9 protein-coding genes are annotated in these 13,189 nt (G+C 53.2%); 5 read left to right on the forward strand and 4 right to left on the reverse strand.

Translation table 11 applies throughout. The features are described 5' to 3' along the window. Positions 1-44 precede the first annotated feature (44 nt). Positions 45-2,789, reverse strand: coding sequence for a bifunctional acetate--CoA ligase family protein/GNAT family N-acetyltransferase (locus tag ACTH3S_RS10005; RefSeq protein ID WP_441808866.1), 2,745 nt, complete (start codon positions 2,787-2,789; stop codon positions 45-47). Positions 2,790-2,950: 161 nt separating this feature from the next. Here ACTH3S_RS10005 and ACTH3S_RS10010 point away from each other — a divergent pair, with 161 nt between their 5' ends. Beyond that, the gene (locus ACTH3S_RS10010; RefSeq protein WP_441808867.1) at positions 2,951-3,877 is read left to right on the forward strand and encodes a histone deacetylase family protein; all 927 of its coding nucleotides are present in this window, start codon (positions 2,951-2,953) and stop codon (positions 3,875-3,877) included. Positions 3,878-3,908: 31 nt separating this feature from the next. Here ACTH3S_RS10010 and ACTH3S_RS10015 read toward each other — a convergent pair whose 3' ends face one another. Beyond that, positions 3,909-4,826: a flagellar protein MotY gene (locus ACTH3S_RS10015; protein ID WP_441808868.1), complete on the reverse strand. Its 918-nt coding sequence runs from the start codon at positions 4,824-4,826 to the stop codon at positions 3,909-3,911. 255 nt (positions 4,827-5,081) lie between these two features. Here ACTH3S_RS10015 and pyrC point away from each other — a divergent pair, with 255 nt between their 5' ends. Together pyrC and rnt are read left to right on the forward strand one after the other, a co-directional pair. Then, positions 5,082-6,113, forward strand: coding sequence for a dihydroorotase (gene pyrC, locus ACTH3S_RS10020; RefSeq protein ID WP_441808869.1), 1,032 nt, complete (start codon positions 5,082-5,084; stop codon positions 6,111-6,113). A gap of 43 nt (positions 6,114-6,156) precedes the next feature. After that, positions 6,157-6,813 carry a ribonuclease T gene (gene rnt / locus ACTH3S_RS10025; protein WP_441808870.1) on the forward strand — a complete coding sequence of 219 codons (657 nt, stop codon included), beginning with the start codon at positions 6,157-6,159 and terminating at the stop codon, positions 6,811-6,813. Between the two features lie 91 nt (positions 6,814-6,904). On the opposite strand, the gene ACTH3S_RS10030 is transcribed toward rnt, so the two are convergent. Further along, positions 6,905-8,890, reverse strand: a complete 1,986-nt coding sequence (locus tag ACTH3S_RS10030; protein WP_441808871.1) for an SDR family oxidoreductase — start codon at positions 8,888-8,890, stop codon at positions 6,905-6,907. Between the two features lie 373 nt (positions 8,891-9,263). On the opposite strand from ACTH3S_RS10030, the gene ACTH3S_RS10035 reads away from it, so the two are divergent. Continuing rightward, positions 9,264-9,563: a hypothetical protein gene (locus ACTH3S_RS10035; protein ID WP_441808872.1), complete on the forward strand. Its 300-nt coding sequence runs from the start codon at positions 9,264-9,266 to the stop codon at positions 9,561-9,563. Between the two features lie 110 nt (positions 9,564-9,673). Continuing rightward, positions 9,674-12,487 carry an insulinase family protein gene (locus ACTH3S_RS10040; protein ID WP_441808873.1) on the forward strand — a complete coding sequence of 938 codons (2,814 nt, stop codon included), beginning with the start codon at positions 9,674-9,676 and terminating at the stop codon, positions 12,485-12,487. Here the strand turns inward: ACTH3S_RS10040 and ACTH3S_RS10045 are convergent. Further along, complete coding sequence (locus ACTH3S_RS10045) at positions 12,480-13,109, reverse strand: TIGR04282 family arsenosugar biosynthesis glycosyltransferase (RefSeq protein WP_441808874.1); 630 nt, start codon at positions 13,107-13,109, stop codon at positions 12,480-12,482. The genes ACTH3S_RS10040 and ACTH3S_RS10045 overlap by 8 nt on opposite strands. Positions 13,110-13,189 lie beyond the last annotated feature (80 nt).

A 13,189-nucleotide genomic window follows, 5' to 3' on the forward strand; every position in this document is an offset into this window, starting at 1 on the left:
TCACTCAGGCGTGTGAGCGCCACTGGAGCCTCTCAAAAAAGGCCTCAGTGGGCGCCCTTCCCCAGCCGCTCCTTCTGCCAGTCGTTTTTCGGCTCGTTCAGCACCAGCCGCAAATCCATCACTTCTTCTTCAACGTTATACTTAATCTCAAAGCCCATGTGCTCCGCCAACTGCAGCATCGGGCGGTTATCGGCCAGTACATTGCCCACCATTTCCACCGTGCCACGGGCGCGGCAGTAATCGATCATTTTCTGCATCAGTGAGATGCCAAGACCCTCACCCTTCATTTTGTCGTGAACCATCACCGCGAACTCGCACTGCAGATTGTCAGCATCGGTCCAGGTTCTTACGGTGCCAAGAGTTTCATCGCCCTTGCCATCCTCTCTGGGAGCATTGGCTATGAACACCATTTCTCGGTCATAGTCGATCTGCACCATTTGCGCGACGTCTTCCCGGGTGAAGTGCTTACGGTACTGAAAGAACCGGTAACGTATGGATTCAGGCGACTGCAACTCATGGAACACCCGGTGGGATGGTTCGTCCTCTGCCAGCGCAGGTCGAATAATCACCCGGCGACCCGATTTCGGCAGCACCAGCCATTCCTCAAGCTCTCTTGGGTACGGCTGAATAATCGGCCGTCCTGGTGTTTCAGAGAGGTTGATAGCGACATTAACGGCTACAGCCCCCTGATCGTTGAACAACAACGGCGAAATTTCCAGCCCCAGGATTTCGGGAATGTCGATCACAATCTGAGAAAGAGTCACCAAGGTTTCTGACACCGCTCGAATATCCGCTTCGGGCTTCAAACTGTGCTCTTTGAGCAGTTTGTACATATAGGTGCGGCGCAACAGCTCCCGTGCGAGAACCATGTTCAACGGCGGTAGCGCAATCTGACGATCTGTCATCACGTTAATATGAGCACCAGAGGCACCGCAAACAACTAGCGGCCCGAACTGGGCATCTCTCGTAATGCCAACGCTAAACTCAATACCACCCACGTGCTGATAAGACCGCTGCATGGCAAAGCCAACAAAGCCACTGGTTGGGAAATGCTTTTCGTATTCCTCCATCAGGAAACGGCAGCCATCTATAATCGCCGCTTCACTGTTCAGTTTCTGCAAGGTTCCCTTATAGCGGCGTTGGGCAACCGTTAGGTTTGCGAACGGGTGACAGCCTTGCTCGTGAACGATCGTAACGTCCACCGGCCGGCGTTCTATGGCGAACGCACCCATAACCTCTTCTACATCGTTGCAATAAACCGTCTCAATAGTATTAACGCCATAGTCTCGCACCACCGCTCGGGCTTCCTGGCTCGACAGGTGGTTGCGCCCGGCCTTGAGCGCATTCACCGCCACGCGCCGGGTTTTCGTATGGTCTGAGAAATGATCGGTGAAGGATTCCGGGGTCTCGGTCAGCAGTCGCTGAACACGCTGATGGCGTATATGCTGCATGAAGGCGACCACGGCTTTCTCGGGGTTAAAAAACGACGGCAGGCCGGCGCGATAAAACTCCTCGCGAGACTCCATCACCGTGCTCTGCCCAAGCCAGCATGTGAATATATTGAGGCGCGTGCCCTTTGCAGCTTGCACCACAGCATCTGCAATCTGCAGGCTGTCTTCCGTCAAACTGGGTGCATACATAACAAGCACGTTGGCGATTTCGGGATCCTTGGCCAGAATTTTAATCGCTTTACCGTACAACTCCGGGGACGCATCGTAGTTTAGATCGATGGGGTTCTTGCGTGTCCAGTACGAAGGCAACAGTTCCGCCAGGCCGTTAATACTGGATTCAGACAGGCTCGCCAGCTGGCCTCCCAAATCGGCCAGCCGGTCGACTGCGAGAACCCCCGGGCCAACACCGTTGGCCATAATGGCAAGAGACTCCCTGCGCAACGGGCGCATGCGAGTGAGCGTTTCGAGCGCATCGAACATTTGCCCCAGACCGTCAACCCGCAGAACACCCGCGCGCTGTAGCATGGCATCGTATATTGGGTCACTGCGCTTGATCCCATCAGGTAATTCATGGGGAAGCCACTCAGATTCTGGCACCCGCCCAGACTTAACCGCAATCACAGGCTTGGTTCTGGACGCCACCCGCACGGCCGACATGAAGCGCCGTGCGTTGGGAATATGCTCGATATGCAGGAGAATAGCGCGGGTTTGGGTGTCTTGGGCCAAGTAATCGATCAGATCATCATGATCAATATCCATACCATCGCCCAGGGTAAGAAAATAGGAAAAACCCACCCCGCGGGCGAATGCCCAGTCAATCACCGAGCTTGCAATGGTTCCAGACTGCCCGACAAACGCTACGCGGCCAGGAAGAACACCCATGTGTGCGTAAGTCGCGTTGAGACTTCTAGCTGGCACCATTAGGCCAATGGTGTTCGGGCCAAGCACTCGAATGCCGGTTTCCTTAGCCGCTTCCCGCACTGAATACATCAAGGGGGTACCGGTTTTACTGTGGGTGCGGGACATACCGCCTGTCATCACAATAGCGGTACGCACACCCGCCTCTCCCAGGCGACGGATAGTCTTGCCAACCGTTTCCGGGGGTGTACAAATAATGGCAAGATCCGGAGAAAAAGCCATCCCCGACACTTTCTTCACGCAGGGAATGCCATGCACATTGTCATAATCATTCCGGTTTACCACCAAGAGCCGGCCAGGGTAGCCGCCACTCAACAGGTTTCGTAATACCATACCGCCAAGGTTGTCCGCCCGCTCCGACGCACCTACCACCGCAATAGAGGCAGGGTTGAACAAACTTTCCAGATACCGGGTGCTCAAGCTGGCTCTCCTTTTCAGTATGTGTTTGCTCTATCTTAGGCATTGAAGTACCGATGTAAAATGCCTATCGCTCCTAATAAGACCAAAGAAACCCGGCACCACCAGATTATCCCTGATAGGATTGACGAAAATACAAGCATAATCGGGGCGTTTCGAGATTTATGACCACTGCATTTTTTTCCCACGATGACTGCATGAAACACGACATGGGGCCGGAGCATCCCGAAAGCCCTGGCCGCCTGGCAGCCATCATCAGCTACATCGCAGACACTGGCATGGCCGACAAACTAGACTGGGTGCGACCCGAGGAAGCTACCCGCGATCAGCTCTTAACCGTGCACCCCGAACGTTACCTGCTACAACTCGATATGATGCAACCTTCCCGCGGCCGGGTATTCACCGATCCCGACACCGCCATGATGCCCGACACCCTTCGCGCAGCAAGGCTGGCCGCCGGGGCGAATATTCAGGCCGTGGATATGGTGATGAGCAGCCAGGTTACCAACGCATTCATTTGCGCGCGGCCTCCCGGCCACCATGCCGAGCGCAGTAAATCCATGGGGTTTTGTTTTTACAATAATATTGCTCTGGCCGCCATGCGCGCGCTCAACTTCCACCACCTTGAGCGGGTAGCCATAGTTGATTTTGACGTACACCAGGGAAATGGCACGGTAGATATCGTAAGCGGAGATGAACGCATACTGATGTGTTCAAGCTTCCAGCACCCTTTATTTCCGAACTCCCATGTTCATCGCCAGGCCGACAACATCGTTAACATTCCCATCGAAGCCGGGTGCTCTTCTGCCGAGTATCGCAGGCTAGTGGAAGAGGGATGGATAAAGCGCTTAAATGCGTTCAAACCCCAGGTTATTCTGGTATCAGCTGGGTTTGACGCCCACCGCCTCGATCCCATGGCAGAGCTCAACTTAGAAACAGAAGACTACCGTTGGCTCACCGAAATGTTGGTGGGCGTCGCAAGCGAACACAGCAACGATCGGATCATCTCAACGCTGGAAGGAGGCTATCACTTGAAAGCTCTGGCAGAGGGCGTGAACGCCCATCTGGAAGTGTTGAATTCAGTTTACTGAAGGTAGTTTGAAAATTGGGTATAGGAGCCGGTCAACCTGCTGACGCACGGCCGTAACCATTAGCTTGCTGAAGCGCCGGGCGCTCACCTTCGCGCTGTAAACGAATGGTTGTACGACGGTTTTCAGCCTTGCGGCGAGACGCTGGATACCGATCGCCATGAGATCTGGTTGTTATCAAATCCGAGGCAACCCCCCTGTATTTCAAATACTCGGCCACCACATTGGCGCGATCCTCAGACAAGGCCCGATTATCAATTCGGCTACCAATGTCATCCGTATGCCCATCAACAAACACCCGCTCAACGGTAGAGTCGGCCATGATGTAGGCCACAATATTATCCAGCCGTGCCATATCTGCCCTTGAGAGTCTCTTGGAGCCTGTAACAAAGTTCACTCTCGAACGCCCTACCTGATCAATATTCACCGGCAAAAGATTTGCGGCGCAAGACCGGTAACGCTGGTATTGTCCGTTAAAATTGATGCTGGAAACCTGCACACGAACCGGGTTGCCGTCGTACCAAGAATCTCTGGTAACGGTCGGACGCATCCCTTCAAGAAGGCTCTGGGCAAGAATGACCGCTTGGCGAGTATCCAGCGACACCGGCCGGCGCCCTTCGGTTACGTTTACCGCACCCACAGGCCGTGGCGCGACACCTGGCCGCCAAGCGGGAGCTTCAACAATCAGCGAGCCTCTGCCGGGTCGCATAAGATGGGCTTCTGATTCCAGGAAAAAAGACAGCTTTTCTCCGGCTCTGTGACGGAAAACCGCCCGGCCGTATCCCGGAACTTCGTGCACCAAAGAACACTCGAAAACGGACTCGGCAAGATACCACTGGCTGTTTTCAATTCCCGCACCATAACTTCCCGCCACGCCAGCTTCCGACATGGCAGCGCCCAGCGCCAGCATTGCCAGGAAATTCAGCGTTTTTTTGTGGAAGCAAATTGCCATTAGAGTTCCATAAGAGCGCTATAAAAGTGCCGCAACCGTCACACCGTTCGTTTACCAGTGTTTAGTCATTACCTTGTTTAACGGCACCCTTTAGCTGTTCTTTAGTCGGCAAGGGGAAAAACAATCACCGGCGCCTTCTGCTATAATCTGCCAAATTTTTCAGGGCCGAAACGCCGTCTAAAACGAAGACGCCTTTCATGCCTATTTTTTCAGCCCTTTGAAGGTACTGCTTAAAGGTACTGTGGAAACCACCTCATGACCGAACAGCTCACTCTTGTGCGCCCCGACGACTGGCACTTACACGTTCGTGACGGCGATGTATTAAAAGATGTGGTGCCAACAACCGCAGCCTGTTTCGGGCGAGCGATCATCATGCCTAATCTTGCCCCCCCGGTGACAAATGCCGCTGAAGCTTCAGCCTACCGAGCACGCATTCTGGAAGCGGCCAAAGGCACGAATTTCGAGCCATTGATGACTCTCTATCTCACAGAGTCCACCACTCGTGGTGATATCCTTGAGGCAAGTGCCGAAGGCATTGTTGCAGCAAAGCTGTACCCAGCCGGAGCCACCACCAACTCCGCTTCGGGCGTGCAGGATATTCGCAATATCTACCCGGTACTGGAAACCATGGCCGAATGCGGCATGCTGCTGCTTGTTCATGGCGAAGTGACCGATACAGAGATAGATATTTTTGATCGGGAGAAGGTATTTCTGGAGCGGGTTCTGACCCCCACACTGGCGGCCTTCCCCAACCTCAAAGTTGTGCTTGAGCACATAACCACCGCTGAATCTGCAGAGTTTGTACGGCATCACCAAGGCGACAATCTTGCAGCAACGCTCACGCCTCAGCACCTCATGTACAACCGAAATCACATGCTGGTGGGTGGCATCCGCCCTCACCTGTACTGCCTTCCAATCTTGAAGCGCAATCGGCACCAGCAAGCCCTGAGAGATGCCATTGCCAGCGGCGACAAACGATTCTTTCTGGGAACCGACTCCGCACCACACTCGAAGGATAAAAAGGAAGCTGCCTGCGGTTGCGCCGGTTGCTATTCAGCCTATGGCGCGATTGGATTGTATGCGGATATTTTTGAAGAACTGGGCATCCTTGACCAGCTAGAAGCCTTTGCCAGCTTTAACGGTGCGGACTTCTACGGCCTGCCGAGAAATACCGATACTATTACCCTAGTGAAAAAACCTTGGCCAATGCCGGATGAATTACCTCTGGCGGGTGGTACCATCGTTCCATTGAAAGCCGGCGAAACCATTAACTGGCGCCTAGCGTAGACCTATCCCAATTTCCTGATAAACGGCCACGACCGGAGTTTTAGTGACTGACGAAAACAGACAATCGCACCCCATGTCCCGCAGATTCCGCGGTTTTTTACCTGTTGTTGTCGATGTGGAGACAGGCGGGTTCAATCCGGATCGCGATGCTCTGCTGGAAATAGCGGCAGTTATGTTAACCATGGACGACGACGGCCGGTTACAGCGCGGTGAAACGCACCTGCAACAGATTGATCCGTTTGAAGGTGCCAATCTGGAGCAATCTGCGCTGGACTTCACGGGGATCGACCCTTGGAATCCGGATCGAGAAGCCGTGCCCGAGCGCGAAGGCTTGAGTGAAATTTTCAGCCCCATTCGCAAATCCGTTAAGGCCCATGACTGCAAGCGCGCGGTTCTGGTTGGCCACAACGCGACTTTCGATCACAATTTCGTATTTGCGGCTGCGCTACGGGCAGATATCCGCCGCAATCCGTTTCACCCGTTTTCGACATTCGACACAGCCACCCTTGCAGGCCTGGCTTATGGCCACACGGTGTTGGCGCAAGCGTGCAAGCTGGCTGGCATTCCGTTCGATAACAAAGAAGCCCACTCTGCAGCCTACGACGCAGAAAAAACAGCGGACCTGTTTTGCGGAATCGTCAATCGCTGGCTAGATCTGGGCGGCTTTCCGCCACCAATGATTTCAGAAGACGCCGAATAATACGGGCCCGATTCCAACACGCGGCACCCACAAAAAACCCGCAGCTCAACTGAACTGCGGGTTTTTTGGTTCCGTTTACAACAAACAATTCTTACCAGTGAATGCCCCGCATAACCGCTGCGAACGCCACCTGTTCCGTGGACACCTTAGGCCTTTCAATGACCTTACCACCTACTCCTGGGGATGAATCGGGGAACATACGGTACCCAGTGTTCATCACGATCTCACCCATCTTCGGGGCCACAGCATGTAGCACCTGGGCAAACACACCAAGGCGGGTCGCAATCCGCTTAGGTCGATAAACAATCGCATCGGCGACCATATCGGCGGCTTCTTCCGGCGAAAGCGTTGGCACAGAATCGTAGATCTTGGTGGGTGCAATCATCGGCGTTTTCACCAAAGGCATGTTGATGGTGGTAAACGTTACGTTTTGATCGGACCACTCAGAAGCGGCACATCGACTGAATGCATCCAGCGCTGATTTAGACGCCACGTAGGCAGAGAATCGCGGCGCGTTGGTCAAAACACCAATGGATGAAATATTCACCACGTGCCCGCCCTTGCGCTCCAACATGGAAGGCGCAAAGCCCATAATCAGGCGCACGGATCCGAAATAGTTAAGCTGCATGGTGCGCTCAAAATCGTGAAAACGATCAAACGCCAACGACAACGAACGTCGGATAGAGCGCCCGGCGTTGTTTATCAGCACATCCACATGGCCGTGGTTATCCAGAACGGTTTTCACAAACTGGTCACACGCTTCCATGTCGGAGAAATCACACTGATAGGCATGCACCTTGCCACCTTTTTCCTCCAGTGATGCAGCCACCTTGTCCAGCGTTTCGCGAGTACGAGCACCGATAACCAGAATGGCACCCGTCTCAGCCAGCTTTTCAGCTGTTGCCAAACCAATACCAGAGGTGGCACCGGTAATCACAACCACCTTGCCATCAACTGTGCCTTTAAGCGTGCGATCTTTAAACAGCTCCGGGTCTAAATGACGCTCCCAGAAATCCCAGATCACCGGCGCATAATCCGGCAAACGGGGCACTTCAATACCTGTACCTTTCAGCACACGCTCGGTTTCACGGGCATCAAAACGGGTTGGGTAATTAATAAAAGACAGCACGGACCGTGGAATACCCATGTCTTCCAATACAGAGCCGGTTAAACGCTTCACCGGTGGCAGGTTTTTTAAGCTTTGGCGGATAAACGGCGGAATAAAACCGAACATGCGGGCATCAATGCGCATAGCCATTTTCGGAGCATGGCCTGCTTCACTGAAGATGTTGAGAATTTCGCCGACTTTATAAGGGTCGGAATCCACAAGGTGGAAGCAATTGCCATCCTCGCCATCCAGATGCGCTATGTGATCCAACGCATTAACCACAAAATCTACTGGAACAATGTTCAGGCGCCCGCCTTCAATGCCAATTGTCGGCACCCATTGAGGCAACGTGCGACGGATCTTCTGAATCATCTTGAAGAAGTAGTACGGGCCGTCAACCTTTTCCATCTCACCGGTGGCTGAGTGGCCAATTACCATACCCGGTCGGTAGATGCGAAATGGCACCTTGCATTCTTCACGGACAACCTTTTCTGACTCGTGCTTAGTCATCAAATACGGATGATCCAGCTTTTCAGCTTCTTCAAACATATCCTCACGAAAGGTGCCCTTGAACATGCCAGCTGCAGCAATAGATGAAACATGGTGGAAATGTTTCGCCCCCATTGCTTCAGCAGCGTTAACTGCGGCTCTGGTACCCTCAATATTTGTAGCTTGCTGAGCTTCCTCATCGGCGCCCATATCGTAAACAGCGGCAAGGTGGAAAAAGTGGTCGACTTTACCTGTTAAAGCTTTCAGGGTTTTGGCATCAATGCCCAGGTTCTTGCTTGTAAGATCGCCGATCACCGCCTTTACACGGGAGTCATCCACGCCCCAGCGCTCTCTGAGTGCATCAAGCTTGCCTTGTGACTGCTCGCGCACCAAAACATGCACTGTACCGCCGCGTGCCAGCAGTTTTTCCATAAGAAAACGGCCAATAAACCCGGTGCCACCCGTAAGGAAATAATTCATTGATAATCCACCTTGCCTGTTGCTCTGTTGTTGTCTGTCTGCGCCAGCCGTATTAGACCAAAGTCTTACAACGGCTTTGAAAGGCCGGCATTGTACTTAATTGCAAATATGATGTATTGGTCTTTATTAGAGCTTTTACTCTGTAACCCATTGTTTTAAATAGAGCTATTACTCTAAAAGTTGTCGAGAATGCCTGTCTTTTTTCCCGACACAATACGATTGAGCCTAGCACAGTATTCGCCACTCGCCTTCCCGTACAACGAATTACCGCAAAGCAATGAAACAGTCTGTCAGCAATGCGATAATCCGGAACTTGCAGCCTCTTCAGGCGTCAATTCTTTTCACAGCCCAAGCGATACCCGGAAGCCCAACAATGCAAAACGACAACCCAAACACCGAACGCTACATCGCCATCGCCCGTGCCTGCCTGAAAGCAATCAACGACACGGCGAAAAATTCCGGAGATCGTGAGCAAAAAATCCAAGCGGTTTATCAGGCCATCGACACCGCGTTCCAAGCAGAGTTTGCAGACTACCGAGAATCCGTCGCGATTATGGCAACTGTGCTTGAGCGTATTGGTTCTGGCGAACTGGATGGCGAAACGGCGGCGGATCTGGCCCGCAAAACCCTCGACCAGCAACCGAAAACTACGAAGAAGGCAATGATGCACTAAAACCCAGAGCATCCTGCCTTGCAACAATTAAACAAGACCTTTCCAGAAGCCCTAAAACGGATGACAGAGGCCCTATGTATACCGGTACCCCAATCAACGCCCGAATACAGATGCCAATAACACATGTATTTGCGCTATTTGTACTGTTGTTTGTCAGTTCCTTTTCTTACTCCGCGCAAACGCCGGAGAAAAGCCCGAACGACAACAATGAATACCGTTTCATAGAGCTGGATAATGGCTTGCGGGCGATTCTGGTCTCCGACAAGGGTGCAGAAAAAGCCGCGGCCTCCATGAATGTGGCCGTCGGCAGCGGTGATGACCCCAAAAATCGAGAGGGCATCTCGCATTTCCTGGAACACATGTTGTTTCTGGGCACTGAGAAATACCCAGAGCCCGGCGAGTACCAGCAGTTCATAAAAAGTCACGGCGGCAGTCATAACGCCTTTACCGCGTTTCGTAACACCAACTATTTCTTTGATATCCAGGCTAACTATTTAGAATCTGCTTTGGATCGTTTTGCCCAGCAGTTCGGGGCTCCACTGTTTACCGCCGAGCTGGTTGACCGCGAGCGCAACGCCGTTCATTCCGAGTTCAGTGCCAAACAAAAAGAAGATGGACGCCGCTTCTATTCCGTCAAAAAAGCCGCCAGCAATCCTGAGCACGCGTTCCACCAGTTTGCCGTCGGCAACCTGACCACACTGGAAAATACCAAAGAAAATCCTCTTCGGCCTGACTTGATCGAGTTTTGGAAAGCCCGATATTCAGCAAATCTGATGACTCTCGCAGTTTATGGCCCACAGCCGCTGAACGAACTTGAAAACATGGTGCGAGCGCGCTTCAACACTATTGAAAACCGTAACCTTCAGCCTAAAACTCACACTGCCAGTCTGCTTGAAAGCGGCTCGTCACCAGCAAAGGTGACGGTAAAAGCCATCAAGGATGTGCGCAGCCTGTCGCTATCGTTCCCAATTCCATCACAGCAAGAGAACTACCGAACCAAGCCGTCGAGCTACGTTGCCAACCTGTTGGGCCACGAAGGGCCAGGAAGCCTATTTGACGTGCTCAAAAAGAGTGGGCTTGCGGATAGCCTCTCAGCCGGCATTGGCATGGACACAGGCGAGAACGCCACGCTGGACATAAGCATTGCCCTCACACCAGAGGGACTGAGCAAGCACGAAGAAATCCTGTCGCTGGTGTTCCAATACATCGACATCATTCGCGAGGACGGCGTCAGCCAACAGCGTTTTGAAGAAATGCAGCGTTTAGCTGGAATCGATTTCCGCTTTCGCGAACAAGGCGACCCCGTGCATGAGGCCATGCGCCTATCGAGCCAACTCCAGGACTACCCTGCCGATGACATCCTCAGCGCGCCTTGGCTGATGGAGCGTTACGCGCCGGATCAGTACCGAGCGATTCTCGCCAAACTAACACCGGATAACGTGATCGCTTATTTGCTGGAACCCCAGCCAGAGCTGAGCAATCCAAAGCTGACTCAGTGGTATGAAACACCCTGGCAAATGGAACCTTTAGATTCAGAAACACTTTTAGCTAAGGCGCCAGACTCACTGGCTAAGACACTTCGCCTTCCACTACCCAACCCATTTGTGCCCGAAAACCTAGACATGGTGCCAGGCAAAACCATGGACAAGCCTGAACTGCTGAGCGACAACGGCATGGCTATCTGGTTTGCCCGAGATACCCGCTTCAGCACACCAAAAGCCAGCGTGTTTTTCAGCCTGCGTACACCCGCTGCCCGCGTATCTGCACGCAGCCACGTACTAATGCGATTACTGGTAGACAGCATCAACACCAACCTGAACGCCGGGGCCTACTCCGCTCGCCTGGCCGGGCTGGATTACAGCATCTACCCGCATTTGCGGGGCATCACGGTGCGGGTGGGTGGCTACAACGACAAACTGCACACTCTGATGAACCGTATTCTCATGCAAATTTCTGCACCGGATATCACCCGGCAACGGTTTGAAATCGCACGGCAAAACCTAATAGATGGCCTGCAGAACAAAGCCAAAGACCGGCCGGTTGCGCAAACATCGGAGTTCATCCAAACCGCCGTGCTTGAAGACACCTGGAGCACCGAAGAAAAACTCCAGGCCGCCAAAAGTGTAACCCTCGATGAGCTCATGTCGTTCACCCAGGCACTTCTCTCAGAAGTCGACCCGGTGCTACTGGCTCATGGCAACATTACACAAGCCTACGCACTAAACCTCGCCCAGCAGATTAACGCCATCGTTCTGGGCAAAAGTAATTTTGTTCCGGTAGAACGCAGCCGCGTTCGCAAACTGCCAGCAGACGAAATGCTAGTTTCCCTGAACGTAGAGCACCCAGACACCGGGTATACCCTCTACGCACAAGGCAAGAACACCAGCTTTGAAGAGCGTGCCAGGTTCCGCCTGCTGGCACAGATTATAAGTAGCCCGTTTTATGAAGACATCCGCACCACCCGCCAGCTTGGCTACATTGTGTACGCAACACCCTTTGAAATGCTCGAAACTCCGGCTTTGGGTTTTGTGGTTCAGTCCCCCACTGCGAGCCAGAACGAGATAGACTTGGCGGTTCGTGAGTTCACAAAAGGCTTTGAAAAGACCCTTAGCAATCTGGATGGGAAACGGCTAGAACGAGAAAAACAGGCAGTAATCAGCAGCCTTTTGGAACGAGATCGCCAGTTGAGTGAGATTTCCGGGCGTTACTGGCGCGAGATCGACCGAGGTTCTGGTAATTTTGACTCCCGCGAGAAGCTCGCGAAGGCCGTCAAAGCGGTAAGTCTTGAAGAGCTGAAAACCACCTTCACGGATGCGGTATTAAACAGAGGCCGAGCGCTGCGCGCCGTAACCGGAGGTGAAGGGTTAAGCCCTGGTGCAGCTCGCGACCTTATTCTGCAACAACCGCCAGTGCCGGTTAAATAAGCTGAAACCGCGCCCAATCTTCGGGCTCGTCCACATCCCAACGGGGCTCCAGCAAACCAACGCTGAGCCCTAGTTTCTTCAACCGCGCACAGGTTTGTTCGAGAACCGCTTCCGTACCCCATTCAATACCATCAAGCATGTGCGGAACCACTCGGCGAGCGCCAATGAGCACGTACCCACCATCATCGGACGGCCCCAACACCACATCGCATGTCTGTAAATTAGCCACTGCCTGATGCACATACTCCGGTTCAACCGACGGGCAATCGCTGCCCACGATTAGCGCCAAGGCGTGGGATTGAAGGCCGTTTTCAAGTGCCTCCAACATGCGGTCGCCCAAAGTAACGCCCTGCTGTATTTTCTGCTCCAGGCCCCGCTGCTCAATCGTGCGAACAACCTCCTGCGCATCTACCGGTACAGGCTCCACTGCCCTATCCCACCAGAATTGCACCTTTAGCCCCGAGCCACACAGGTTATTCAGAACAGCGAGTGTGAGCGTTAAGTGCGCATCCAGAGCTCCAGCAACCCCAAGCGCAGGAATAAGGCGAGTTTTTACTCGGCCAGCTTCAGGCCATTTGGCGAATTGCATCAACAATGCGTTGGGGGATTCAGTCTGTGCCATTACGAACATCCGAGCGATAGGAATGAATCGGGTAGCCAGGGGTATCTAACCCCCAGCCCCCACAACACCCTGCATGCGGG

This window comes from Marinobacter sp., from assembly GCF_052094685.1.
Taxonomy (GTDB): domain Bacteria; phylum Pseudomonadota; class Gammaproteobacteria; order Pseudomonadales; family Oleiphilaceae; genus Marinobacter.